This window comes from Croceicoccus ponticola, assembly GCF_004004515.1.
Lineage (GTDB): Bacteria > Pseudomonadota > Alphaproteobacteria > Sphingomonadales > Sphingomonadaceae > Croceicoccus > Croceicoccus ponticola.
In genome coordinates this window covers 330173-355231 of the sequence record NZ_RXOL01000003.1, presented here as the reverse complement: position 1 = coordinate 355231, position 25059 = coordinate 330173, and the positions used below count along the sequence as shown (strand labels likewise).

Here is a 25059-nt window from a genome sequence, read left to right as displayed (position 1 = left end):
AGGCAAGGCTATGACCCCAAGCTATGGCCCAGAGCTATAGCCATAACCGATCCGGGCTTACCGGACGACCGCGCGCGTATAGAGATGCCATGTCGCGTAACCCAAGACCGGAAACACTACCGCCAAGCCGACGAGCGCAAATGCCGCGCCCACAAGCGAAAGCGCAACGATAATCAGGCCCCAGATCGCCGATGTCACTGGATTTTTCCGCACGACGCGAATGGACGTGCGCACCGCGACGGCCGGTTCTACCCGCTTGTCGACGACCATCGGAAACGACACCATCGAGATAGCCAGCGCGAGGATCGCGAACGCCAGCCCGACCACATTGCCGACGACGATCATCGTCCACCCCTGCGGCGTTGCAAATACGGTGCGCAGGAATTGCTGCGCCGAAGCAAACCCCTCGGGCACCAGCGCGCCGACCGTTGGGCCATAGATGAACCACGCCGCCACGACCCATAGCGCGAAGACCAGCACCGTCATGCCCGTCAGGCCGGCCAAGGGGATGGCGACCGGACCGCGCAGCACATCGAAAAAATGCCGCCAGCGCGAATCCTGTCCAAGCTCTCGACGCCGGGCCAGTTCGTAATAGCCGCTGGCGATGACGGGGCCGAAAATGACGGACCCGGCGACGAGGGGGAACACAAGCGGCAGGATTGAAGCATTCATGACAAGTGCTGCGGCAAGCACGACCACCACGGGATAGGCGAGCCCAAGGAATATGAGATCGCCCCGCTTTGCCAAGAAATCCTGCCATCCCTGACCAAGCGCAATCCGCAGGTCATGCAAATATATTGCGCGAACAGGATAGTCGTGTGCCTGCACGCGACGTTCGTTGGTATGAACCACAGCCATCATCCGGCTCCTCTCAGCGGGGCAGGACGAAAAGGCTTTCAATTATCGAGCATTCCGGGCGACCGGGGTAAAGTCGACTTCGCTAAAAAGCTCGTGGAGACGCTTTTCGGAACTCAGGATTACAGTCCTGCCACTTTATGAGAATACACCTTCTGCGGAGTCGCGTGCAAGGTTTTAGAATGCGACGCACAGTGCGCCATTGCCCGCCACACCCCGGCGGCAAAGCGCCCCGGTCCGTCGAACAGGTGCCTATCGCGTGCGGGCCGCCATCTCCTCTTCGATCGCGATCAGGGCGTTGCTGACCCTGCGCTCCTCATCCGCGATCCGTCCCTCCGCTTCTGCGGTCATTGGGGATGGTGCCGACATCCCCTCGGCCTCCGAATTGAGGCGTTCGTCCAGCAGGTCTTTCCATTGCGTGAGCAGGCGTTGCCGTTCTTCAAGCGGCAGCGACGTATCGCAGCGCAAGGACTCCGGGTCCTTGTAAAGCGAGCGTGGATCGGACCGTGGAGGTGCCATCGTCACATTGGCCTTTGCGTAAAATATCCGTTGCGTTTTTACCATATCGCGCAGGTCCAGTCTAACGGCCGATCAGGCAGGCTCGACTTGTGCATAGGCGGCGATATCACCCGGCTTTCGCAACATCTTGTCGACCTCGCCGGCGTGCAGTTCTTCTTGGTAAATCATCTTGCGAGCATATTCCTCAAGCGTGACCGACTTGCCTTCGACCGCGCCCAAAAGCTCCTTGTACTGGGCAAGCGCCGATGCCTCGGATTCCAGCGACTCCCGCAGTATCGCGCCAATATCGTGATTGTGCGATTCCAGCAGCGGGCCGATCTTCAGCGATGGGTGTTCGCCAAGCAGTGTGATCATCTCACCGGCTTGCTGCGCGTGAAGCAGCGATTCATCGGCCTGGCTTCGCAACCAAGAAACGATGGGAATGCGGTTGAAGCCGAATACCAGCAACGAATAGTGCGTATAGCGCACGACGCCAGCCAGCTCTTGCTCAAGGATACGGTTCAGGATCATGACGACGCGATCCCTGTCGATTTCCTTCATCGGAAGTTTCCTTTCAACAGATCTTCCCCGCATCTTTGCCATAGCACAATTTTGCGCTGGCGTCAGTCGCCGGCGTTCTGACTGTCAAAGTGGAGCGGGCGAATATCTGGTCTATGGCGGGGACTTGGGCTATAGTTTCGGGATCGGGAATAAAGGCCGTCAGGGTCGGAACAGTCGCAATGACGGTGGGTTCGTAAGCCTTCCGCCATGCCGGCTAACCGATAGGTGCGATGGTGAAGGAAAAAGAGCTTAGGCTCGCGCTGGTCCTTTACGGCGGCGTTTCGCTCGCGATCTATCAGCACGGCGTCAATCGCGAGATTCTGAACCTTGTGCGGGCATCGCGGTCCTATCATTCGCAAAGGTCGCAGGCGATCAAGCAGGACCCGTCGCACACTTACGAACAATCCCGCAATGCCAAGGGTCCGGTGTCGACCGAGCCGGTTTATTTCAATCTCTTGAAAGCCTTGGGGCAGTCCTTCAATCTCCGGGTGATCGTCGACATCATCTCGGGATCATCGGCAGGTGGCATCAATGCCGTCACGCTGGGCCGCGCCATCGCACATGATCTGGATCTGGCGCCACAGACCTCGATGTGGCTGGAGCAGGCGGACATCATCAGCCTGCTGGCCCCCGAAGCGAGGGCAAAATCGTGGAGCAAATGGTACATCTGGCCGATTGCCCGCTTGTTATTCGTGAGGATGGTGAAGGAGGGCCTGCTTCCACCCGAAAGCAGTGTCATGATGCGGCGGCGCATTTCCAAATTCATCAGGTCGCGCTGGTTCAAGCCACCGTTGGATGGCACTCATTTCCTCGAACTGTTGACTGTCGGGCTGGAGGCGATGAGGGGTGACATGGCGAAGGGTGCCACGCTTCTGCCGTCCGAATGCTCTCTGGACGTGTTCCTGTCGGTGACCGATTTTCATGGGGTCCAAAGACCGATCTTCATTCACGATCCACCCGTCGTTTACGAACGCGAGCACAAACGGTTGATCCGGTTCACGACGCAGCGATCCCCGGGGTTCAGGGCAGAATCCGAATTCGACGACGGCAATATCCCGGGGCTCGCGTTCGCCAGCAGAGCGACTGCGAGCTACCCCGGTGCGTTTCCGCCGTGCAGCGTCGGCGAACTGGATCGGTTTCTGGGAAATACAGGGCGGGATTGGCCCGAAAGGGATGCATTTTTCCAGGGCAACTTCGCGGCCGATCTGGCCGCTGGCGCCAGGCCGGAGGATTTCGTCTTTCTCGACGGCAGCGTGCTCAATAACCGACCGGTTCAGGCGGCCATCGATGCCATTTCCGAACATTACGCCTATCGGGATGTCGACCGGCGCCTCGTCTACGTCGATCCGCACCCCGCAAGAGATGGCGCAAGCAGCGCTCTCGAGGTTCCCGGTTTCTTTTCGACGATCCGCAGCGCGTTGAGCGATTTGCCGCGCACGATCCCGATCTACGAAGAACTGGAGAAAATCGGCCTGCTGAATGCACAAGTCGACCGACTTCAGGAGATCGTCGAAATTTCGCGCAAGCACGTCATTGCGTTGATAGAGCAAGCGACGAAAGGGACGATCGGGGGGAAGATGTCGGAGGCCGAACTGCGTCACCTCAGGCTCACGTCCACCAATGCGCTTGCCCGAATGGCGCTGGTCTACGATCCTTGGATCCGGGCGCTGGTACGCGAAGGCATCGACGTCGTTGCCGCGATAATCGACGACCTATGCCATTACAGCGCGACGTCGCGGGAGGCGGTCTGGGTCAAGGAGGTCGTAGAGGCATGGTGCACGGCGCATGGCATTCTTATCAACGACTACCTGATCCCCGATAATGTCGCGCAAGATGCCGATCTGCCGGCGTTTTCACGGTTCATCGTCTACTTTGCGATCCCCTATAAAAAGCGCCGGATTTCCCTGATTATAAGCAGCGTCAATTCGCTGTATCGGCGAAGCGACGATGCGGGAGGCGCTACGACTTCTTCGAGCGATCTGGACCAGTTGAAGAAGCGCCTGTCGGAATGTCTTGAGGATATCGATCGCAGTTCGTTCGGGTATCGCGATCATCCCGCGCTCGCCAGTCGCGCGCAAATGCTGTTCTGCTCCACCGAATGTGAGCGATATGCGGACCCGGCGGCCTATGCCGCGGTTCGCGACGGGGACATCACGAAGTTCTTCGAAGAGCTTGAAGATGCCCTGTCGCTGGTCGGCTCGAATGAAGAACTCGACGAACTTCTGACGTCCCCGCTGCTGGACCAGATGGAGGAGGCGTACCGGCAAGAGATCCGGTCCGGATACGTCGGGTTTCCGTATTGGGACATCGTTCTCCTTCAGGCGATGAGCGTATCGCATCCGCAGCGGCCCGAGACTTATTCGTTCAGCAATATTCTGGTCGACCGGATCAGTCCGATCGACGGCGACAGCTTCAAGGATCTTTTGGAATCGCGAAGCCTGCTAGGGTCGTCCGTGATCGGTTTCGGCGGTTTCATGAGTCGCGAGGCGCGCGAAAACGACTACCTTTGGGGACGGCTCAATGGTGTCGAGCGCCTGATCGACATCATCGCCAGCGCCGTCACCGATGGTTCGCTAAGGGCCAGTATCGATTTTCGTGCGTACAAGCGGGAGGCATTCAAGATCGTTCTCGATCAGGAGGGAGAGCTTCTCACCACAGCCACGAAGACGGTCGATGCCATTCGGGCGCTACTGTCGAAAACATGACCGGTCAGGGTGCGGCGAGCGCATCTCGTTCGAAAACGCGCTCGCCGCCGTGTCCGCAGGCCGCACATGCATGTCAGGCTTTGGACCGAACAGCGCATATGCGGGTCTGGATTGGATCAGGGCTTGCGGCCCTTGCGATGCTGGCCACCGGGCTGGCCACCGGGCTTGCCGCCCTTGCCCGCAACGCGGCCGCCGGCGCCCGGCGGGCCATGCTTGCGGCCACCGGGCGCCATCGTGCGGGGCGGACCGGAACGGTTTTCGCGTGCAGTCTCGCGCGGGCCCTCGGATGCTTCGATGTGGACCGTTTCTTCGCCGCTTTCGTCCTGCGCCGTGCGGACGACCGCTGCCGCGAACTTGTCGGCGATCGTGCGGGGAATCTGGAAATGCGTTTCGTTGCCACCGATGCGGATCGCGCCGACTTCGTTGCGGGTGATATGGCCGCGACGGCACAGCAGCGGCAAGATCCAGCGCGCATCGGCATTCTGTCGGCGTCCGATATCCATACTGAACCACACGGTGTCTTCGAACCCTGGACGATGGCGTTCCTGTTGCGCAGCCTGACGGGCTTGGGGCGTGTTTTCGACAAGATCTTCGGGCTGCGGCATGGCGGCGCGATGGGCGCGGGCCAGTGCTGCGGCGATGTCTTCGGGCGAACGCTGTGCCATCAACAAGGTGGCCAGCGCGCGATCCTCATCGTCGAATTCGACGGGTTCTAGCATCGCGGCGATCAGCCGTTCGCGATCCTGTGCGCGGATCGCTTCGGGCGTGGGCGCGTTCATCCATTCGGCGTCGATCTTCGCACCGCGCAGCATCGCCTCGACCCGCTTGCGGCGCGGATAGGGGACCATGATTACGGCGGTGCCCTTCTTGCCCGCGCGCCCGGTGCGGCCCGAACGGTGCTGCAAGGTTTCGGCATCGCGCGGGATTTCGACGTGAATGACGAGGCTGAGGCTGGGCAAGTCGATGCCGCGAGCGGCGACGTCGGTGGCGACACAAACGCGCGCGCGTTTGTCGCGCAGTGCCTGCAGCGCTTGATTGCGTTCCGACTGGCTATGTTCGCCCGAAAGCGCGACCACGGCAAAGCCGCGTTCCTGCAACGTCGAATGAAGGCGGCGGACATTGTCGCGCGTGGCGCAGAACAGCATCGCCGTTTCCGCCTCGTGGAAGCGGAGCAGGTTCACCACCGCCGCTTCGATTTCGGCAGGCGATACGGTCACCGCCTGAAACGCGATGTCGCCGTGGCCGCGCGAATCGCCCGCGGTCGAAATGCGAAGGGCATCGCGCTGATACCGTTTGGCCAAGGCGACGATCGGCTTGGGCATTGTCGCCGAAAACAGCAGGGTACGCCGTTCGGTCGGGGTCGCGTCGAGAATTTCCTCGAGATCGTCGCGAAAGCCCATGTCGAGCATTTCGTCAGCTTCATCGAGAACCGCCACGCGCAAGCTCTTGAGGTCGAGCGCGCCACGTTCGAGGTGATCGCGCAGGCGGCCCGGCGTGCCGACGACGATGTGCGGCCCGCCGCGCAGCGACCGGCGTTCCTTGGACGGATCCATGCCGCCAACGCAGGTGGCGATACGCGCGCCCACCTTGGCGTAAAGCCATTCGAGCTCGCGGCCGACCTGCAAAGCCAGTTCGCGGGTGGGGGCGATGACGAGAGCAAGCGGGCCTTCTGCGGGAATGCCGAAGGTGTCCTGCAGTTCGTTTGCCATCGACAGGCCAAAGGCGACGGTCTTTCCCGACCCGGTCTGGGCCGAAACGATCAAATCGCGTCCGATCGCTTCGGAGGCAAGAACGGCGGCCTGAACCGATGTGGCATCGGCGTAACCGCGTTCGGCAAGTGCTTCGCCGAAAAGCGGCGGTAGATTAGTGAATGTCATGATTTCCAACGATTTTTTTGGCCGCAAAGGCGGCAGTCCGAATGCAGGGGCGTTGCGGAGCGACAAGACCGCGAGGTCGGAGCGCTGGATACCGCAAGCTTTAAACCGACAAATCGAACAATTCGCACAGCCGGCTTTGCGGCGCCCATACAGCGTTTGTGTCCGTTTGGCTTCAAGAGATTTTAACGAGTGCCATCAATGGCGTTTCGCGCCCGCCCGGTTTCGCTTTTCAACCCCGTCGTAATAGAAAGGGCCACGGTCGCCCGACAGGAAGATGTTCATGCCCCATCCCGACGAAATCAATGCCGACATGCTGGCGTTCTGGAACGGTGCCGGCGGGCAGACATGGGTCGCGCGGCAGGAACACACCGACATAACGCTGGCTCCGGTGACCGACGCGCTGCTGGCGTTTGCCGCGCCGAAACCCGGGCAGCAGGTGGCGGACATCGGTTGCGGCTGTGGTGCACCGACGCTGGCGCTCGCGCACGCTGTCGGGCCGACGGGGCGGGTGGCGGGCTACGACATTTCCGGACCGATGCTGGCAGAAGGCGAACGGCGGGCCGGAATAGCCGGTATCGCCAATGTCGATTGGCGCAAGGTCGATCCCGCAACAGAAGCGCTGGATCAATACGACCTGCTTGTCTCCGCTTTCGGCACGATGTTCTTTGGCGACCGGGTGGCGGCCTTTGCGAACATGCGCCGCGCTGCCGCGCCGGGTGCGCGCATGGCGATCGCGTGTTGGCGCGCGCTGGACGAAAACCCGTGGATGGCGGTGCCGATGGCGGCGGTTGCAAGACACCTGCCGCCGCGCCCGGTCGCTGTGCCCCACGCGCCCGGCATGTTCGCCTTTGCTGATCCTGGTCATGTTACCGAGGTGTTGGCCGCGGCTGGCTGGATGCCGCCTAGCTTTGAGCGGCTGGACCTCGTTCTCGACATCGCGGCCGGGCGCGGGTTGGAAGAAGCCGTGATCCAGTCGACGCAGATCGGCGCGGTCAACAGTTGGCTGCGCAACCAACCCGACAAGATCGTCGCCGCGAGCATCGCATCCCTGCGCGAGGCTCTTGGCGTTTATGCCGACGGCGACAGTGTGCGGCTTCGCGGTGCGATGTGGTTGATCGGCAGCGCGGCGGGGTGAAGGGCCCTAGCCCAGCACGACCGCCGTGCCGGAACAGCTGACCATCAGCATTGAACCGTTCTGGCCCAGCACTTCGTAATCGAGGTCGACGCCGACGACCGCATTGCCGCCAAGCTTCATCGCCTCTTCCTTCATTTCCGCGATGGCTTCGCGCCGCGCACGGGCGAGCACTTCCTCGTACTTGCCCGAACGACCACCGACGAGATCGGTGATGGAGGCAAAGATGTCGCGGAACAGGTTCGCGCCAACGATGACTTCACCGGTCACGATGCCGAGATAGCCGCTGATCTCGCGCCCCTGCACGGTGGGAGTGGTTGTGACAATCATGCCGCCATCGCCATTTCCCCACGGACTTGCCATTCGATATTCTCCCTAATCGCGAAAACGGTTGTTCGGTCAGGGTGAATAGTGCCGCAAGGTTGCGGCTTCGTGAAGGGGGGCATCGCCGCCCTAGACATCGGGCAGGGCCTGATCGGCAAAGCCCCATCCGGCAAGAGATTTCGATTGCGCCCGGTCCAGCAGCCGTTTGGCATCGTCGATCGAAAAAGGATGCGCGTTGTCCTGTCGCTCCAGTTCCCCCCACGCGATCGGCACCGCGACTGGCGCCCCGGCGCGGGCGCGGGCGGAATAGGGCAGGACGGCGGTCGATCCGCGCTGGTTGCGCAGCCAGTCGATGAATATCTTGCCCTTGCGCTTCGCCTTGCTCATCGTCGCGACGAAGCGGTCCGGTTCGGCGATCGACAGCGCTTCGGCAAAGCGGCGGGCAAAATCCTTGTGCGCGTCCCAGCCATGCCCCGGCGTCAGGGGCACCACGACGTGCACACCCTTGCCGCCCGACAGCATCGCGAAACTGACGAGGCCTATGTCGGCAAGCCGCGCGCGAATGTCGTTAGCGGCGCGCTTAACGTCGGTGAAGTCCAGCCCTTCGTCGGGGTCGAGGTCGAACACCATGCGATCGGGCGCTTCGACATCGTCGGTCCTTGCGCCCCAGCCGTGGAATTCGATCGTGCCCATCTGCACGCATTGCAGCAGGCCGCGCATATCTTCGATGTAAAGGTAATCCTCGGTCCCGCCGTCCTTTTCGCGGATCGGAACATGGCGCACCGCATCGCCCAGCGCGCCGCTGTCGTGTTTCTGGAAAAAGCATTTCTTGCCGCGCCCCTGCGGACAGCGGACGATGCTGATCGGACGACGCGCGGCAAAGGGCAGCATGACCGGCGCGATGGTGGCGTAATAATCGGCCAGCGCGCCCTTGGTCTGCCCGCTTTCGGGAAAGACCACGCGATCGCGGCTGGTGATGGCAACGGGTTCCGGGATGGGCGGATCGTCGGATGTTTCGGGCGCAACCTCGGAAGCCTGTTTGTCCCCGCGCAGGCCGATAAAGCTGCCGTGCCGTACGCGCCCGTCGGCGGTGAATTCGGCAAAGGCGATTTCGGCGACGAGCTGCGGGCTGACCCACGTAACGCCGCGCGCCTCGGTCTTGCCCACATCCACAGGGGAGGTCTTGCGCTCCAGCCGCTTCATCCTTGCGGTCAGATCGTCAAGATCGTCGGCGGCAAAACCCGTGCCGACATTGCCCCTGTATATCAGGCCCCCGCCTTCGTGCTGGGCCAGCAGCAGGGATGCAAAAGGGCGACCCTTGGCACTCGATGCTTTCCAGCCAACGATCACGAATTCCTGTCGCCGGGTGCATTTCACCTTTACCCAATTGCGCGACCGGCGAGAGGCATAGGGCGCGTCGATCCGTTTGGAGATGATCCCTTCCTGCCCGGCGCGGCACATCGCATCGTACAGCTTTTCGCCCGCGCCGATGACATGGTCGGCGACGTGGATCGGCGGCCGGGCTTGGGACAGCAGCGCCTCCAGCCGCTCCTTGCGCTCGATATTTGGTAGCGGGCCAAGATCCTGTCCCGCCAGTTCGAGACAATCGAATGCGTGGAATGACAGGGCGTCTCCATCGCCCTGCGCGCCGTGCCCGCGTTTCAGCACGGATTGGAGCGCCGAAAAATCGGGATTGCCGCGCGCGTCGGTGGCAACGATCTCTCCGTCGATCAGGCACGAAGGCAAGTCGAGCGTGGCCAGCGCGGCGACTAGCGGCGCGAACTTGTCGGTCCAGTCTTTGCCGTTGCGGGTATAAATGCGAACGTCCGCGCTCTTGGCGGCGACGATGGCGCGATAGCCGTCGAACTTGATTTCGTGCATCCAGCCGTTGCCGGCGGGCACGTCGTCGACCAGCGTCGCCAGCTGCGGCTTGCGGAATTTCGGAATCGGCGCGTCGGCTGCCTTGCGCGATTTGGTTGGTGACGAATTGGAGGACGACGCCTTTTCCATCCGGGCGACGAAGGCGTCGTTCTGCTGGCCAACCGGCGGATCATCGCCCTGCTGGGCTGAGGCGATTTCCGCCATCGACCGCCCTGTCAGCACGCTCGTCAGTGCGCGCTGGACCAGGGGGTCGCCATCCTGCGCATATTCGTCGCCGATCTTGCGCAACAACCAGTTCTCGCGCTTTTCGCCCGGGCGAGGCTTCAGCCGGATCAATAGCCAATCGCCCTTCATCCTTTCGCCGTGCAGCGTGAAGTGCAGGTGGCCTTCGTCGATGTCCTTCGCGCTTTTGCCCGCGATCGGCGCCCAGGTTCCCCGGTCCCACACCATGATGGAGCCGCCGCCATATTCGCTCTTGGGTATGACGCCCTCGAAATCGGCATAGGACAAAGGGTGGTCTTCGGTCCTCACCGCCAGCCGCTTGATGTCGGGATCGGGGGATGGCCCTTTCGTCACTGCCCAGCTTTTCAGCACGCCGTCGACTTCCAGCCGCAAGTCCCAGTGCAGCCGCGTCGCATCGTGCTTCTGGACGACGAACAGGTTGCCGCCACCTTTGCCCCTCGCTGCGCCCTTGGCCGCAGGTTCCGCCGTTTTGGCGAAATCGCGCTTGGCGTTATATTCTGCGAGCAGGTCCTTGGCGGGCATCAGGCGGACTTGCGCTTGCGGGTCACCGATTTCTTCGCGGGCGGCTTGTCCTGCCCGACCGATTGCTTGAGCGCGGCCATCAGGTCGATGACGTTCGATCCCTTGTCGGCGGTGTCGCCCGCATCCTCGATGATCGCCTTGCCGGTTTTAGATTTCGCTTTCCTGGCGATCAGCTTTCTCAGCGCGTCGGAATAGCGATCGTGGAATTCGCCCGGATCGAACGGGGCGGTTTTCTGGTCGATCAGCGCGGTGGCAAGGTCGAGCAGTTCCTTTTTCGGTTTCGCATCCTCGATCCCGTCGAAGAACTCCTGCCCCCCTCGAACCTCGTCTTCGTAGCGCAGCGTTTCGAGCAAGAGCCCCTTGCCGCACGGCTTGATCGCGACCAGCTTTTCCTGCCCCTGCACCGAAAGCTGGCCCAGCGCGACCTTCTTCGCCTTGCGCAATGCTTCTCGCAAAACGACGAAGGCTTCTTCGGCCAGGTCGTCCTGCGGCGCGACGTAATAAGGCTTTTCGAAATAAAGCGGGTCGATTTCGCACGCATCGACGAACTGCACGAGTTCCAACGTGCGCTTGCTCTCGACCTTGACCGCCTCGATTTCCTCGTCCTCCAACAGGACATAGTTGCCTTTGGACACCTCGTACCCGCGGATGATCTCGTCGCGATCGACCGGGCCGATTCCGGGCACCACCTTTTCATAAGCGATGCGTTTGCCCGACGGCTCGTGAATCTGGTTGAAACTGATCCGCGCGCCCGATTTCGTGGCCGCATAGATTTCGACCGGAATCGAAACGAGCGCGAGCCTGATCTGCCCCTGCCAGTATGCCCTTGCCGCCATCATCGCACTCCTTGTTGCTGCACAAGCGTTCGAGCAGGACAATTGTTTCATCGCGGACCCATGTGCGCAAGCGGCAGGATCGGGAAAAGCGCCGCGCGCCGCTATCGCGGGCCGTTAGCGTGTCGTATGGGTTCAGCGGTCCTTCGTCTCTCGGGTTCGTGTTTGAATATACCGCCGCCATCGGATCGACGCCTGCCTGCGAACCGCTCTGCTTCGTCGGACGGTCATGTGGCGCGCCTGTGGCGAAACCGGGACGCATTTCTGGCCGCGACCGGACTGGCGAGGCTGTTGGCTTCGCGCTTCGCTTGGCCAGTCGTCGCAGCGCTGGTATTCGCGTTGCAGGCATGGCTTGCCCTGACCCACCGGCCATTCGTCGACGAATGGCAGGCGTTGCAGATCGCAGTGCAGTCGCCCGATGTCGGTGCTTTGCTGGAAAACCTGTCTTATGAAGGACATCCGCCGCTCTGGTACCTGTTGCTGCGGGGATTGAGTGAAGTTTTGGGCCCTTATGCGGCATTGCCGGCAGCAGCCCTGCTGCTTGGGTTCGTCACGCAATACCTGATCCTGTTCGAAAGCCCGTTTCCACGCTGGGCGCGGTTGTTGATCGCCTTGTCTGAATTCGTCCTGTTCGAATTCAACACCATCTCGCGCGGCTATACGCTGGGCGTCATGTTGATCTTCGCGATTGTCGCGTTCTGGGATCGGCGGCGGCTGGTCTGGTTCCTGATCGCGATGTTGCCGTTCACAGATTTTCTGTTCGGCGTTATCTCTGTAATCTTCGTCTGGTTCCGCTGGCAAGAACGGTCGGTCTGGTGGCCGGGGCTGGCGTTCTGGGTACTGCTGGGGCTGGTGTCGGCATGGACGGTCCTGCCCGCGCCCGATGTCGTGCCGATCTATCCGCCATCGAACCACGATTTCAGTAGCGTGGAGGCTTGGCTGGCTCGGGTCTCGATCCTGTTTTTCCCCGTGCAGGGGATCGATCGGCCCATGTGGGACATGCCTTTGCCGACCGTTGCGAGCTGGACGCTGTGGGCTCCGTTTCTGCTCATCGTGTGGGTCCAGACGCGGGGTCGACCCGCAGACCGGGTCGCCATGACCGCGTTCCTCGCTTCGATGCTCGCCTTCTTTTTCTTCCTCTACCCTTTGCAGAACCGGCACATGATGCTCGCCGCCGTGCTGTTGATCGCGCTGGTGTGGAGAGCTCTTGTCCAAGGCGGAAGGCTGCACTCTCTCTTTTCCTTCTGGCTGGTGCTGATTGCGGTCGCCGGACTGGCGACGGCGGGCAACAACCTTGCGCGGCCGTTCGATACCGCGCCCGAAACCGCAAGGCTGATCGGCGATCTTGGATTGCGCGACGAACACTGGGCCGCATTGCCCACCCAGCATGGACAGGGCGTTTCGGCGATGACTGGCATCCTGTTCGAACGGACCCGGGCCGACTGCATGCAGGACCTGATCCGCTGGAACCAGCAGGAACGCTTTGCGACGGTCGAAGAATTGGTCGGCTGGCTGGAGGCAAGGGCGCGCCGCGACGGGCGGTTTTATTTGTTGAGCAACCTCCGCCTCCGATCGAGGCCCGAGATCGTACGGATCGGATCCGTGCCCGCAGGTTATGACGGGAAGGCCTATTTCTTGTACGAAATCGGGCCCGGCCAGGCAAAGGTTGCACGCAAGCTGCCGCGCTGCGTGCCCGGAATGCGGCCATTTACAGCAAAACCGATGATCTGACGCACGGACTGCGCACTACCTGCCAGATAAGAGAGTTTGAACGGCGCCGGGCTTCGTCGATTGATTGGCCTGAAAAAGATGACAAGGGAGAGCACCGTGCTCCAGAATCGCAAAGTCGTGCTAGCCAGCCGGCCCGATGGCAATCCGAAGGAAGACAATTTCCGCATCGAAACGGGCGAGGCAGCAGAGCCGGGGCCGGGCGAGATGCTGGTGCGCGTGCGGGCCATTTCCATGGAACCCGCGATCCGCGGCTGGCTGGACGATAACGACAAGAATTATTTCGAACCCATTCCGATCGGCGGCACGCTGATGGCGCTGTCGATGGGGCAGGTCGTTAAATCAAACCTCGAAGGATACGACCCCGGCGATTTCGTGCGCGGCCTGATGGGGTGGGAAGATTACACCATCGTCAACGCCGACACGGTCCTGCTGACGAAGCTGGATATCGCCGCGGACATGCCTTTGACCTATTACGTCGGCGTGCTGGGCGGATCGGGGCAGACGCCCATCGTCGGGCTCGACGTCATCGGACGGATGAAGCCCGGCGAAACCGTGGTGATGAGCGCCGCGGTCGGCGCGGTCGGCCACATCGGTGCGCAATATGCCAAGCACAAGGGATGCCGCGTCGTGGGCATAGCGGGCGGCCCGGAAAAGTGCCGCATCGCGCTCGACGAAATGGGTTATGACGCGGTGATCGACTACAAGTCGACGGACGATCTCGACGCCGCGATCCGCGAGGCTTGTCCCGAAGGCGTCGACATCTACTACGACAACGTCGGCGGGCCGACGCTGGACGCGATGTTCAACAACATGAACACGTTCGGCCGCATCGTCTGTTGCGGGATGATCGCGGGATACAACCGTGCGGACGATCCGCCGCCGTTGTACAATGCTTGGCAGATCGTGACCCGCGAACTCGAGCTGAAAGGGTTCCTGCTCTACAGCTATGGCGAACATCTGGACGCCGCGCTGGAAACCAACATCGACGGGTTGCGGTCGGGCTGGCTGAACTATCGCGAGAACAAAATGGTCGGCATCGCCAATGCCCCCAGGCTTTTCTGCGAATTGATGAGCGGCAGGACGGTGGGCAAGTCGGTGCTGGAAATGGACCTTCCCGAAAGAGCCGATTGACGCGGGGCCGGGCACGTTGCCCGGCTGTTCGATATAGGCTCAGTTAGCCAGGCCGGCGCCGCGCAGGAAAAATTGCAGGCGGAAAGCGATCGTATCGCAAGTCGGCGTGCCATCGAACCCATGGCTGATCGCCTGGGTCTGCATATCGCTGACGATCATGCCGATGAACAGGTCGGCAAGGTCGCGCGGTTCACCGGCCAGCTTTACGCCTTGTCCCGCCCAACGTTCGAAAGCTTCTTGCAGTGCGAGGCGCGAGCAACGGGCTGTGGACGAAAAGAATCGTTCGGCAAACATCTCGTTGCGGATGCTGTGCGCGATGACCACGCGCACCAGTGCGATTTCGTCGGGGTCGAGCAGGGTTCGTTGCAACTCTTTGGCTATACGCGTCAGGGCCATCGCCGGATCACGCTCTTCGTCCACGATACGGCGAATCATTTCCTCTCCTGAAACGATACGGTCGAAGACGACCGCCTCCAGCAGTCCCTCCTTGTTGTCGAAAAGCTTGTATACGGTCGCAAGCGAACCGCCCGCGCGTTCGACCACGTCACCCAGCGTCGTCTGCTCGAAACCCTTTGAAACAAAAAGCACTCTTGCCGCGGAAAGGATAGCCTCGCGCCGGCGGTCCAGCCTGTCACATTCCTGTCTTACGACCATTTCTCAAAATCCATCCTCCAAGCCCTTGCTCACCACCTGTGTAATGTCTATTACACCTTCGCACTTGCACAATCGCTTGGAAAGCCCTTTTTCATGAAAGCCATACTGGCAGGCACTCTTGCCCTGTTGCTGACCGCATGTTCTGCGGCTGATGACGTTGCCGCGCCTGCGGCCGTTCCGGTCAAGACTTATACGGTAAAAGCGGCAAGCCTGCCTAACGTAGTCGAACTGCCCGGCCGGGTCGAACCGGTCCGGACAGCCGAAGTGCGCGCCCGCGTTACCGGGATCGTGCAGCGGCTGCTCTATGAAGAAGGCACTTTCGTCAGGGCCGGACAGCCGCTTTTCCGCATCGACCCGCGCGAACTGCGCGCCAGCTATGCGCAGACGCAGGCCAGCCTTCAGCGTGCCCGCGCAACCGCCGCAAATGCCCGGGCAGTGGTCGATCGGTACCGCCCGCTCGTCGCCGAAAACGCGATCAGCAAACAGGAATTCGACGCAGCCGTTGCGGCATCGCGGCAGTCCGACGCCGGTGTGGCGGAAATCCGCGCCCAGCTCGATGCCGCTTCGCTCCAGCTTGGCTACACCACGGTTCGCGCCCCAATCGGCGGCAGGGCCGGGCGGGCAGAAGTCACCGAAGGTGCGCTGGTCAGCCAGACGGAAGGTACGCTGCTGACCCGAATCGAACAGACCGAGTCGGTCTACGTCACGTTCGCCCAATCGGCCAGCGAGCTGCTCGCCATCCGTGACCAGATCGGTTCCGGCGTCATCGAACTGGAAAATCCGGACCGGATCGAGGTCCGCCTGATCCTGGCCGATGGCGAAGAATATGCGGTGCCCGGCTACATCGACTTTCTGGCGCTGACGGTGGACGAAAGCACGGGAACGATCGAAATCCGCGCCGAATTTCCCAATTCCAACGGCAGGTTGCTCCCTGGCGAATTCGTCAAGGCGCGCATCTATGCCGGGCTTGCCGCGGGCGGGATCGCCGTGCCGCAGCGGGCCGTGATGCTCGGCCAGTCCGGCGGTTCGGTCTATATCGTCGACGCCAAGGGTCAGGCCGCTATGCGCAAGGTGGAACTGGGCACGATGGTCGCAGGACAGTGGATCGTGAAAAGCGGTCTGAAGCCGGGCGATCGCGTGATCGTAAACAATCTTCAAAAAATCCGGCCCGGCGCGCCGGTCATGGCGACCCCGGTTCCGACCGGGCGCAACGCAGCCAAAGTTGGCGCGAAGCAAGCCGCCGGAGCGAAGTAGGCCATGGCCCGTTTCTTCATCGATCGACCCATTTTCGCATGGGTCCTGTCACTCGGTATCCTGCTGGCGGGCATCATTGCCCTGCGCTCACTGCCCATCGAACAATATCCGCAGGTCGCACCGCCGTCGCTGACCATCAGCGTGGCCTATCCCGGCGCCGATGCCGAAACGCTGGAAAGCAACGTCACGCAAGTGATCGAGCAGGAACTGAACGGGGTGGAGGGGTTCCTCTACATGGCCTCATCCAGCCTATCCAACGGCACTGCGAGCATCACCCTGACCTTCGAATCCGGGACCGACATCGACATCGCCCAGACCGAAGTCCAGAACCGGTTAAGCACGGTCGAGGCGCGACTGCCCGACGCGGTGCGACAGCAGGGGATCACCGTTCGGCAGGCCTCAAACGGTTTCCTGATGATCGTTGCGCTGACTTCGGAAAGCGGCAGCCTGTCCACCACCGACCTTGGCAACATCGCGTCGGTCCAGGTCGTCGACGAATTGCGCCGGGTTCCCGGAGTCGGTGACGTGCAGCTGTTCGGCTCGCAATATGCCATGCGCATCTGGCTCGATCCCCAGGCGCTGGCATCATACGGCCTGTCGCCCACCGCCGTCGTTGCCGCGATCCGCGAACAAAACGCGCAGACCGCAAGCGGGGCGATCGGCGAACTGCCCCTTATCGACGGGCAGCAGATCACCGCCGCGATATCCAGTCAGGGCCGTTTCCAAACGGCAGCGGAATTCGAAAACGTCATCCTGCGCGCGACTTCGGGCGGTGCGGTTGTCCGTCTGGCCGATGTCGCCCGAGTAGAACTCGGCGCGCAGAACTATTCGGTTTCTACCGAGCGCAACGGTCAGCCAATGGCCGGCATGGCCATTCAGCTGGCGACCGGGGCGAATGCGCTCGACACGGCGGCTGGTGTGAAGGCCCGCCTTGCCGAGATTGGCCAAAGCCTGCCGCAAGACGTGGTCTGGTCGATCCCTTATGACACCACGCCGTTCGTGCAGGCATCGATTGATGAAGTGATCAAGACCCTGATCGAGGCGATGATACTCGTCTTCCTCGTTATGTACCTTTTTCTGCAAAACTGGCGCGCGACGCTCATCCCGGCGTTGGTGGTTCCGATCGCGCTGGCAGGCGCATGCCTAGGCCTGTGGATGTTCGGGTTTTCCATCAACGTGCTGTCGCTGTTCGGCATGGTTCTGGCGATCGGCATCCTTGTCGACGACGCCATCGTGGTGATCGAAAACGTCGAACGCATCATGCGCGAAGAAGGGCTCGGCCCGCTTGAAGCAACGCGCAAGGCGATGGACCAGATCACCGGTGCCATCGTCGGCATCACGCTGGTCCTGATCGCGGTGTTCTTGCCGATGGCGTTCTTTCCGGGGTCGACCGGCGGCATCTATCGTCAGTTTTCAGTCACTCTGGCGGTCTCGATCTTCTTCTCCGCCGTGCTTGCCCTCTCGCTCACCCCGGCTCTGTGCGCGACGTTCCTGAAGCCGGATGACCATGAGGCAAGGGATGCGGATGCAACCTTGCCCAAGGGCTCCGGCTGGCGCGACAGGCTGGCGCAGGGGCGCTGGCACACCACGCGATTTTTCGGGCGCTTCAACCACTGGTTCGGCAACATGACCGGCAAGTACGGGCGTTCCAACGATCGCATCCTGGCGCGGCCCATGCGCGCCTTTGCCGTCTTCGTCGCCTTGTCGGTGGTGACCGGCTTGCTGTTCCTGCGGCTTCCCACCGCGTTTCTGCCTGACGAGGATCAGGGCTACCTCATCAGCGTCGTGCAGGCTCCTCCGGGCGCCACGACCGAACGGCTGGAGGAATCCATCGTACCTATAAAGGCTTTCTGGCAGTCGCGGGACGAAGTCGAAAACATGGTGGTCGTGCGCGGTCGCAGCTTCTTTGGCCAAGGTCAGAGCAACGCGATGATCTTCACGACCTTCAAGGACTGGAGCGAAAGAACCGGCAGCGAAAACAGTGCTGAGGCCATGCTGGCCAGTGCGAACGAGGCGTTCGCTTCGATCGACAACAGCATCGCCTTTGCCATCCAACCGCCGCCGATCCAATCGCTGGGCCAGGCGAGCGGTTTTACCATGAAACTGGAGGACCGCGCCGGACTTGGCCGCGAAGCGCTGATCCACGCGCGCGACCAGTTGCTGGGCATGGCGTCGCAAAGCACTGTGGTCGCGAACCTCAGGCCGGAAGAACAGGGCGACAGCCCCACGCTCGACGTCGACATCAACCGGGTACAGGCTCAGGCGCTGGGCCTGTCCATGACGGATGTGAACAGCGCCCTGTCGATCCAGTTCGGTTCGTCTTATGCCGACGATTTCAACTATCAGGGCCGCGTCCTGCGCGTTCTGGTCCAGGCCGACGCATCCGAACGCATGACGCCCGAAGACGTGCTGGCCTTGCGTATTCCGAATGCAGAAGGAACGCCCGTTCCGTTCGGAGCGTTCGCGACCGTCAAATGGTCGGCTGCACCGGTCAGTCTTTCGCGCTACAACGGCTATCCCGCGATGACACTTTCGGGAATGGCCGCCCCCGGCGAATCGTCCGGTGCCGCGCTCGCTGAAATGGAAAACCTCGCTGCGCAGCTTCCCGCGGGCATCGGGTTCGAATGGACCGGCGTTTCGTACGAGGAAAAGCAGGCCGGCGGACAGATCGGCATGTTGCTGGGGCTGTCCGTGGTCGTCGTGTTTCTGCTGCTGGCCGCGCTTTACGAAAGCTGGTCGGTGCCGCTGGCGGTTTTGCTGATCGTTCCGATGGGCGTGCTGGGCGCGGTGATCGCCTCTTTGCTGCGTGGCCTTTCGGCGGACGTCTATTTCAACGTCGGGCTCATCACGATTATCGGGCTTGCAGCCAAAAACGCGATCCTGATCGTGGAATTCGCGATAGAGGAAGAGGCGACCGGAAAACGGCGCATCGACGCGGTCAAATCCGCTGCGCGATTGCGGCTCCGGCCGATCATCATGACCTCGCTCGCCTTTACGATGGGCATGATTCCGCTGGTGTTCGCGAGCGGCGCCGGCGCAGCCAGCCGGATCGCGGTGGGCACGGGCGTGATGGGCGGGATGATCGCGGCAACGGCCATCGGCATCTTCGTCATCCCGGTCCTTTACCTGCTGGTCCGGCGGAAGCTTGGCAGGGGGCAGCCGCATCCGGTGGGCGCGTCTGCCGAAATCGAAGCGGACGGGAAGGAGCCGGCATGATGAAGCGCCTCCTTCTCATCGCCACGGCGTCGCTGGCACTGACCGGATGCGTCAACCTTGCGCCCGAACACGTGCGGCCAGAGCTGGCGACCGCGCTGGCCTATGACGCCGAATACGCGCCCGACGGCACGGTGACAGCTTCGCAGATGTCCTATCGCGACTGGTTCGCCGATCCGCGGCTCAAAGCCATGTTGACGAGCGCGCTGGCCAACAATCGCGATCTGGTCGCCGCCACGGCGCGCATTGAACAGGCGCGGGCGCAATACCGGATCCAGCGCAGCGACAGCCTGCCCGCAGTCGTGGCAAGCAGCGGTGCGACGCGTACGAGGCAGGCGCAATCGACATCGGTCGGCGCAGCGAACGGGCCATATACCTACGACCGGTTCGACATCGGCGTGGGAGTGACCGGCTTCGAACTCGAATTCTGGGGCCGCGTCGCGAACCTTTCGGAATCGGCCCGCGCGCAATACCTTTCCACGGTGGCGGCGCAGCGGGCCTTCTATCTTTCGCTGATCGCGGACACGGCCAACACCTATTTCGCAATTCTCGAATCCGAAGAGCAGATCGCCCTTGCCGAGGCGACGGCGCAAAGCCGGCGCGAAGGGCTTCGCATCGCGCAACTGAGGCTGGATGCCGGGGTGACATCGGCCCTGCCGTTTCGTCAGGCCGAAACTCTGCTGACACAAGCCGAACAGCAGCTTGCGTCCGAGAGGCTGGTGGCGGCGCGCTTGCGCAACCGCCTCGCCGTGCTTGTCGGCGGGACGATGCCGGTGGACCTTCCCGACGGCTTGTCGCTGACGCAACAGGTCGACGGTCGCCGCCTCGATGCCGGATTGCCATCCGACCTGCTGCTGGCCAGACCCGATATCGTCGCGGCAGAGGAACAGCTTCGTGCCGCACGCGCCGATATCGGTGCCGCGCGGGCCGCGTTCTTCCCGTCGATCTCTTTGACCGGCAGTGCCGGCTTTGCTTCGGGTTCGCTCGACGGGCTGTTTTCGGGGGATGCCTTGGGATGGAGTTTCGGTCCGTCGATCAACCTGCCGATCTTCGATTTCGGCGCGCGGGATGCAAACCTCGATTTCGCGAGGGCGCGGGAGGTGGAAGAGGTCGCGAACTACGATCTCGCCGTACAGACCGCCTTTAGGGAGGTTGCCGATGCATTGGCCGGTCGACGCTACCTGGCCGAACAAGTCGCAACGCTCGAACGTGCTGTCTCGTCGCAGCAGCAGATCGCACGGGTAGCTCAATTGCGTTATCGCGAAGGCGTTGCCGATTATCTCGAGGTGCTGGACGCCGAGCGCAACCTGTTCGAAGCCCGACAGACGCTTATCGCGACGCGGCGGGCCGAACTGCAGAATCGCACGACATTGTTCGTCGCGCTGGGCGGCGGTTTTGAATCCGGTGATGGGGAAAGTTAGGTGCGCGGGACATTATCGCAGGGCAAGTGGTGGCAGGCGAGAGCGCCTTTGGCCGGGCATCGCGATGCCTAAGTGGTAACGCCTTAAAGTGCTGACGATTTCGTCGGCGCGGCCGTTACGATTGCGCTAGTTTAGAGGATTGAACTGAGAGACTTGGGAATTGGGGTGGGGGACTGCGCGACAAGCACGCAGTCCCCCGGCCAAATCAGACCGAAACCAGGTTCGTAGCCGATTCCTTGCCGTTACGGCCGGTTTCGACTTCGTACTGAAGACGCTGGTCCTTTTCGAGCGTGTGCATGCCGGCTGCCTGAACGGCCGAAATGTGCACGAAGCTGTCATTGCCGCCGTCTTCCGGCTGAATGAAGCCGTAGCCCTTGTCGGAATTGAAGAATTTTACGGTGCCGATCGGCATAACGTGTTCCTTTCAAGAACATTTGAAACCGCCCATCTGCAAGGTGCAAACGGACGTCGTGCGTCGTGTCGTATATGAAAGGAAGCCGCCGTCAGGATCTGCCGCAACCACCGAACGGAAGGTCACGGGTTTACTTAGCGCCGAAGTCCGTCGCAAATTTCGACGTCAGCGCGGGCCTATTACCCCAAATGACCTGCTGCGCAAAGCAAAACCTTTCCGGCCATAGAGCGGCCGGTCCCGGCATCTTGAGAATAACAGAGCGATTCAGCTTGGCCAGACCGTTTCCGTAGATTTTCGAACGTTGCGTCGGCGATGTAAGTCGGGCCGATGATTAACCAGACATCTAAACCTTGTGCCGAGGGAACCAAGCAGGGATTATTGTGTTTGAGATCATTCGATTATGAGAATTGACGCCATGCCGCTTATCGCTCTATATGTTGCGCTGCGACATGAAAATTAGGGATTTTGATTCAATGACCAACCAGACCCGCGATTCGTTCACGACGGACATGAATGCCAATGTGCAGGCCTCGGCTTGGACAGTTCCTGCGCTGAAGACTGTCGGAACCATCCGCGATGTGCGTGCTGTTCCCGCAAATCCCGGTTCTGACGGCCAGGGCAATCAGGGTTCCTGATCGCAACTGATCAACGTTCTGCTCGCTTGCCCTGATGGGCAGGCGAGCAACGTCCTGAGTAGTTCGTTTTGCTCACGGGCGATTTTGCGTGATTGCTTTGCATTTACGATGGGGATCTTTAGCTGTTCCCCCACCCGACAGGTTCTTGCAGCCATCGGGAACGGCCCAGCATTTTGCCGGCGCATCAATCAGCACACATAATGCGGTCTTTTCTGCCATCGGCCCGAATGCTTTGGTGTCGGCGGGCCTTTGTGCGCCTGCATTGGTCACCGCCGACGGCGGCACTCTGCTTTTCGACGGCCATATCGACGATCGCGATGCGCTTTGCGCAGCCTTAACGATCACTTGTACCGACGATGCGCGGCTATACGCCGCTGCGTTCGACAAGTGGGGCGATGAAGTCGATGCCTACGTCTCGGGCCAATATGCAACCATTTATGTACCGCCGCACGGGCAATCCGTTCGCTTGGCTCGCAGCCCTCTTCGCGCGTCTCCGTTGCATTATTGGTCCGACGCCGACCAGTTGGTCGTCGCGTCGTCACCGCGCCTCTTGTTCGCAACCGGCGTCGTGCCGCGAGCCGTCGACGAGCAGAAGATCGCCGACAGCCTGATCCTCAATTACAAAGAGGTGGAGCGGAGCTGGTTTGACAATATTGCGCGGCTGCCGATCGGCTCCGTCCGCTGGATCGAACGAACGACTGCACATACCCGACGGTATTACGACGCCATGAACCTGCCCGAAGTGCGGTTCGCATCCGACGACCAATATGTCGAGGCGGCCAATGCCTTGATGGACGCTGCACTGCGTTCATCGCTCGACCGGTTTGCCAGACCTGCGATCAGCCTTTCAGGCGGCCTCGATTCGCAAGCGGTTGCCGCCGCGGCGATGCCGCATCTTGCTTCGGGCGAGCGGCTAAAGGGGTATACCAGCGTTCCGCAAGCAGGCTTTGCCGACGATCCGCACCACCCCACGTTCGCCAACGAATGGCCCTATGTCGAGGCGCTCGCCGCCATGCATGACGGGCTGGAAGTGGAGGCAGTTCACACCGCCGACAAATGGTTCGGCCACAAGCTGGGCGACATTTTCGAACTTGCCGGTATCGTGCCCCGTAATGCGGCCAACCTGCACTGGATTCATGATGTCTGGAGCAGGGCGCGGGACGATGGCCGCGATGTCATGCTGACAGGCAACACCGGAAACCTGACCTTCAGCGCCGACGGCAACTGGGCCTTTGGCGAATGGTTCAGAAACGGGCAGTGGCGGCGACTATTCGCAGAATTGCGGGCAGCGAGGCAAGGGACGCAATCGACGGCACGCGCTTTGCTGTCGCGGGTCGTCGCGCCCGAATTGCCCGATGCGGCATGGCTGTTGCTGCAAAGGATCGCGGGACGCGCGCCCGTCGATCCGTTTGCAAGCTGGTGTCCCATCAATCCTGCTTGGGCCAACCGGATGCATGTAAAGGAGCGGGCAGCCGACATGGGGCAGGATATCCTGTTCCGCAGTCAACCGAGGGTGGAAGCCTATCGCCGGAATATCGGTGGCGGCGAAACGGGTGATATCGAACAGGTATTCGTCCAGCTTTACGGCATCCCGGCTCGCGACCCGACGACCTATCGCCCGCTCGTCGACTTCTGCCATGGCATCCCCAGCGAACAGTACATGAAGCGCGGACAGGATCGCCGGCTGGCCCGCCGGATGTTGCAGGGTCGCGTTCCCGAAGCCGTCCGCACCGAAAACCGCCGCGGGGTGCAGGCGAGCGACTGGGCGATGCGGCTAAAAGCCGAACGTGCGCACCTTTCGGGCGAATTGGCACGATTGGCCAAGGACGACGCCATGGCCGAACGCATGGATTTGCGAGGCCTGCAAGCGACGCTGGACAGTTGGGACGGCGAACAACCGGCCGATCCGGCGATTGCGAGCCGCCTTCAGCTTGCCTTGCCGCGCGCGCTGGCCACCGCGCGCTTCATCCAGGCTCAGGAACATGCGGCAACCCAGACTACATGACGCGCACATCACCGGTGCAGGCAGTCTGCGCCCTCGAAAATCGGCGCGACAGTGCGCTGGCGAGTGAGGTGCCAGTCCCGTCGGTCTTCAGGCCACGATCCAGCCCATCGCCTTGGCTCCCATCCAAAGTCCCATGCCGATCATGAACAGGTTTTCGGTCAGCGAAACGAAGCCCAGCGGCACGTTGCTGTTGCCGCCGACGCACGCGCACTTGATCTCGCGCTTGTCGATGTAAACTGCCTTGAACACGCTGACGGCACCCAGAGTGCCGATGAACAGCGATATTGGGACCGATATGATCGGCAAAACGTGGGCGACCATCAGCACGCCTGCCAACGCTTCGCCGAACGGATAGACATAACCATATGGCAACCACCGTCGCGCCAGCAGATCGTAATTCAGGAACATCGTAGAAAAGCTGCGCACATCCTGAAGTTTTTGGACCGCGAGGAAGCACATCGCCAGGCTGACGAACCATTCCCCGGCCGCCACGGTTAGCAGTGCGCCATAAGCGAACCAGCTAAAGGCCAGCGCGACGAACGCGGCCATGGCAAAGAGGGCGATGACCGGCTGGTAAGTGGTGTCTCCGGCTTTTCGCACTGACTTACCGAAATGCGCGCGCAAGTCGTCGTATCCGCCGATGCGGTTAGGGCCGATGAACGTCTGCGGCGTCGTCTTTACGTCGTACTCCGCTTTGAACGCGTTCGTTTCGTCGCGCGTGGTCAGATGGCGATCGTCAATGGCGAAGCCCTTGCGTTTCAGCAGGTCGACGGTCTTGAGGCCATAGGGACAGACATGGCCGGGCATGACCATGCGATACACGGTTGCGGTCTTGGTCATCGTTTCGCTCTCTCGAAAAGATCGATCAGTTCGCTGAACTTGGCGCGCTGCTCGGATTCGTCGCCGCTGGCGATCGCTTCGGCGATGCAGCAGGCGGCATGGTTGCGCAGGATCTCTGTCTCGGCGCGGGCAAGAGCGGCTTTGACCGCCTGCATCTGCGTCAGGATGTCGATGCAATAACGGTCGTCGGCAACCATTGCGGCGATGCCGCGCACTTGCCCTTCGATCCGTTTGAACCGGTTCAGGATCGCCGGTTTGGTGCTCTCTTCGCTCACGCTTCGCCCTCAACTAAAATACCCATGGGGGGTATATAGTCGCTACCCTCGCCGGGC

Annotated in this window: 21 protein-coding genes; 9 read left to right on the top strand and 12 right to left on the bottom strand. The window is 61.6% G+C overall.

The window, feature by feature from the left end; genetic code table 11:
* Positions 1-57 precede the first annotated feature (57 nt).
* The 3 genes from EKN06_RS09670 to EKN06_RS09660 all read right to left on the bottom strand — a co-directional run bounded on the left by EKN06_RS09670 (position 58) and on the right by EKN06_RS09660 (position 1914).
* Entirely contained in the window at positions 58-858 is an 801-nt protein-coding gene (locus EKN06_RS09670; protein ID WP_127612673.1) for a DUF2189 domain-containing protein, read from the bottom strand.
* A gap of 249 nt (positions 859-1107) precedes the next feature.
* Positions 1108-1374, bottom strand: a complete 267-nt coding sequence (locus tag EKN06_RS09665) for a hypothetical protein (protein ID WP_127612672.1) — start codon at positions 1372-1374, stop codon at positions 1108-1110.
* A 72-nt stretch (positions 1375-1446) separates the two neighbouring features.
* Positions 1447-1914 (bottom strand): ferritin-like domain-containing protein, encoded by a 468-nt coding sequence (locus EKN06_RS09660; RefSeq protein ID WP_127612671.1) that lies wholly within the window; start codon positions 1912-1914, stop codon positions 1447-1449.
* A gap of 230 nt (positions 1915-2144) precedes the next feature.
* Here EKN06_RS09660 and EKN06_RS09655 point away from each other — a divergent pair, with 230 nt between their 5' ends.
* Positions 2145-4619, top strand: coding sequence for a patatin-like protein (locus EKN06_RS09655; protein WP_127612670.1), 2475 nt, complete (start codon positions 2145-2147; stop codon positions 4617-4619).
* 116 nt (positions 4620-4735) lie between these two features.
* Here EKN06_RS09655 and EKN06_RS09650 read toward each other — a convergent pair whose 3' ends face one another.
* On the bottom strand, positions 4736-6496 hold the full coding sequence (locus tag EKN06_RS09650) for a DEAD/DEAH box helicase (RefSeq protein ID WP_127612669.1): 1761 nt from the start codon (positions 6494-6496) through the stop codon (positions 4736-4738).
* Positions 6497-6776: 280 nt separating this feature from the next.
* Between EKN06_RS09650 and EKN06_RS09645 the strand changes: the two genes are divergently transcribed.
* Positions 6777-7631, top strand: a complete 855-nt coding sequence (locus EKN06_RS09645) for a class I SAM-dependent methyltransferase (RefSeq protein WP_164844021.1) — start codon at positions 6777-6779, stop codon at positions 7629-7631.
* 6 nt (positions 7632-7637) lie between these two features.
* Here the strand turns inward: EKN06_RS09645 and EKN06_RS09640 are convergent, their stop codons facing one another.
* From EKN06_RS09640 to ku, 3 genes are all read right to left on the bottom strand, one after another.
* Positions 7638-7958: a YbjQ family protein gene (locus tag EKN06_RS09640; protein WP_127612745.1), complete on the bottom strand. Its 321-nt coding sequence runs from the start codon at positions 7956-7958 to the stop codon at positions 7638-7640.
* A gap of 123 nt (positions 7959-8081) precedes the next feature.
* On the bottom strand, positions 8082-10598 hold the full coding sequence (gene ligD / locus EKN06_RS09635) for a DNA ligase D (protein ID WP_127612667.1): 2517 nt from the start codon (positions 10596-10598) through the stop codon (positions 8082-8084).
* The gene (gene ku, locus EKN06_RS09630) at positions 10598-11434 is read right to left on the bottom strand and encodes a non-homologous end joining protein Ku (protein WP_127612666.1); all 837 of its coding nucleotides are present in this window, start codon (positions 11432-11434) and stop codon (positions 10598-10600) included. Before ku ends, ligD begins: the two co-directional genes overlap by 1 nt.
* A gap of 288 nt (positions 11435-11722) precedes the next feature.
* Between ku and EKN06_RS09625 the strand changes: the two genes are divergently transcribed.
* Both EKN06_RS09625 and EKN06_RS09620 read left to right on the top strand, forming a co-directional pair.
* Positions 11723-13162 (top strand): glycosyltransferase family protein, encoded by a 1440-nt coding sequence (locus tag EKN06_RS09625; protein WP_127612665.1) that lies wholly within the window; start codon positions 11723-11725, stop codon positions 13160-13162.
* A gap of 96 nt (positions 13163-13258) precedes the next feature.
* Complete coding sequence (locus EKN06_RS09620) at positions 13259-14293, top strand: NADP-dependent oxidoreductase (protein ID WP_164844020.1); 1035 nt, start codon at positions 13259-13261, stop codon at positions 14291-14293.
* A gap of 39 nt (positions 14294-14332) precedes the next feature.
* Here EKN06_RS09620 and EKN06_RS09615 read toward each other — a convergent pair whose 3' ends face one another.
* Positions 14333-14947 (bottom strand): TetR/AcrR family transcriptional regulator, encoded by a 615-nt coding sequence (locus EKN06_RS09615; RefSeq protein ID WP_127612663.1) that lies wholly within the window; start codon positions 14945-14947, stop codon positions 14333-14335.
* Between the two features lie 93 nt (positions 14948-15040).
* Here EKN06_RS09615 and EKN06_RS09610 point away from each other — a divergent pair, with 93 nt between their 5' ends.
* Genes EKN06_RS09610 through EKN06_RS09600 form a run of 3 tightly spaced genes read left to right on the top strand, consistent with a single transcriptional unit; the run spans position 15041 to position 20835 of the window.
* A complete protein-coding gene (locus EKN06_RS09610; protein WP_127612662.1) occupies positions 15041-16201 on the top strand; it encodes an efflux RND transporter periplasmic adaptor subunit in 1161 nt (386 codons plus the stop codon).
* A 3-nt stretch (positions 16202-16204) separates the two neighbouring features.
* Complete coding sequence (locus EKN06_RS09605) at positions 16205-19417, top strand: efflux RND transporter permease subunit (protein WP_127612661.1); 3213 nt, start codon at positions 16205-16207, stop codon at positions 19415-19417.
* Positions 19414-20835, top strand: a complete 1422-nt coding sequence (locus EKN06_RS09600) for an efflux transporter outer membrane subunit (RefSeq protein WP_338068085.1) — start codon at positions 19414-19416, stop codon at positions 20833-20835. The genes EKN06_RS09605 and EKN06_RS09600 overlap by 4 nt, the downstream gene beginning before the upstream one ends.
* Positions 20836-21040: 205 nt before the next feature.
* On the opposite strand, the gene EKN06_RS09595 is transcribed toward EKN06_RS09600, so the two are convergent.
* On the bottom strand, positions 21041-21247 hold the full coding sequence (locus EKN06_RS09595; protein ID WP_127612660.1) for a cold-shock protein: 207 nt from the start codon (positions 21245-21247) through the stop codon (positions 21041-21043).
* A gap of 473 nt (positions 21248-21720) precedes the next feature.
* On the opposite strand from EKN06_RS09595, the gene EKN06_RS15680 reads away from it, so the two are divergent.
* Positions 21721-21882, top strand: coding sequence for a hypothetical protein (locus EKN06_RS15680; RefSeq protein WP_164844018.1), 162 nt, complete (start codon positions 21721-21723; stop codon positions 21880-21882).
* A 72-nt stretch (positions 21883-21954) separates the two neighbouring features.
* Here the strand turns inward: EKN06_RS15680 and EKN06_RS15820 are convergent, their stop codons facing one another.
* Positions 21955-22152, bottom strand: a complete 198-nt coding sequence (locus tag EKN06_RS15820) for a hypothetical protein (protein ID WP_205693862.1) — start codon at positions 22150-22152, stop codon at positions 21955-21957.
* Between EKN06_RS15820 and EKN06_RS09590 the strand changes: the two genes are divergently transcribed.
* A complete protein-coding gene (locus EKN06_RS09590) occupies positions 22145-23887 on the top strand; it encodes an asparagine synthase-related protein (protein WP_205693861.1) in 1743 nt (580 codons plus the stop codon). The two genes, EKN06_RS15820 and EKN06_RS09590, sit on opposite strands and share 8 nt — an antisense overlap.
* Before the next feature lie 87 nt (positions 23888-23974).
* Here the strand turns inward: EKN06_RS09590 and EKN06_RS09585 are convergent, their stop codons facing one another.
* Both EKN06_RS09585 and EKN06_RS09580 read right to left on the bottom strand, forming a co-directional pair.
* Positions 23975-24727 (bottom strand): glutaredoxin, encoded by a 753-nt coding sequence (locus tag EKN06_RS09585; protein WP_240654747.1) that lies wholly within the window; start codon positions 24725-24727, stop codon positions 23975-23977.
* Complete coding sequence (locus EKN06_RS09580; protein WP_127612658.1) at positions 24724-25002, bottom strand: metal-sensitive transcriptional regulator; 279 nt, start codon at positions 25000-25002, stop codon at positions 24724-24726. Before EKN06_RS09580 ends, EKN06_RS09585 begins: the two co-directional genes overlap by 4 nt.
* Between the last annotated feature and the right edge of the window lie 57 nt (positions 25003-25059).

Coding starts and splice junctions, on each gene's coding strand:
- EKN06_RS09670 (WP_127612673.1), bottom strand. CDS start 858: ATGGCTGTGGTTCATACCAACGAACGTCGCGTGCAGGCACACGACTAT.
- EKN06_RS09665 (WP_127612672.1), bottom strand. CDS start 1,374: ATGGCACCTCCACGGTCCGATCCACGCTCGCTTTACAAGGACCCGGAG.
- EKN06_RS09660 (WP_127612671.1), bottom strand. CDS start 1,914: ATGAAGGAAATCGACAGGGATCGCGTCGTCATGATCCTGAACCGTATC.
- EKN06_RS09655 (WP_127612670.1), top strand. CDS start 2,145: ATGGTGAAGGAAAAAGAGCTTAGGCTCGCGCTGGTCCTTTACGGCGGC.
- EKN06_RS09650 (WP_127612669.1), bottom strand. CDS start 6,496: ATGACATTCACTAATCTACCGCCGCTTTTCGGCGAAGCACTTGCCGAA.
- EKN06_RS09645 (WP_164844021.1), top strand. CDS start 6,777: ATGCCCCATCCCGACGAAATCAATGCCGACATGCTGGCGTTCTGGAAC.
- EKN06_RS09640 (WP_127612745.1), bottom strand. CDS start 7,958: ATGATTGTCACAACCACTCCCACCGTGCAGGGGCGCGAGATCAGCGGC.
- ligD (WP_127612667.1), bottom strand. CDS start 10,598: ATGCCCGCCAAGGACCTGCTCGCAGAATATAACGCCAAGCGCGATTTC.
- ku (WP_127612666.1), bottom strand. CDS start 11,434: ATGGCGGCAAGGGCATACTGGCAGGGGCAGATCAGGCTCGCGCTCGTT.
- EKN06_RS09615 (WP_127612663.1), bottom strand. CDS start 14,947: ATGGTCGTAAGACAGGAATGTGACAGGCTGGACCGCCGGCGCGAGGCT.
- EKN06_RS09610 (WP_127612662.1), top strand. CDS start 15,041: ATGAAAGCCATACTGGCAGGCACTCTTGCCCTGTTGCTGACCGCATGT.
- EKN06_RS09605 (WP_127612661.1), top strand. CDS start 16,205: ATGGCCCGTTTCTTCATCGATCGACCCATTTTCGCATGGGTCCTGTCA.
- EKN06_RS09600 (WP_338068085.1), top strand. CDS start 19,414: ATGATGAAGCGCCTCCTTCTCATCGCCACGGCGTCGCTGGCACTGACC.
- EKN06_RS09595 (WP_127612660.1), bottom strand. CDS start 21,247: ATGCCGATCGGCACCGTAAAATTCTTCAATTCCGACAAGGGCTACGGC.
- EKN06_RS15680 (WP_164844018.1), top strand. CDS start 21,721: ATGACCAACCAGACCCGCGATTCGTTCACGACGGACATGAATGCCAAT.
- EKN06_RS09585 (WP_240654747.1), bottom strand. CDS start 24,727: ATGACCAAGACCGCAACCGTGTATCGCATGGTCATGCCCGGCCATGTC.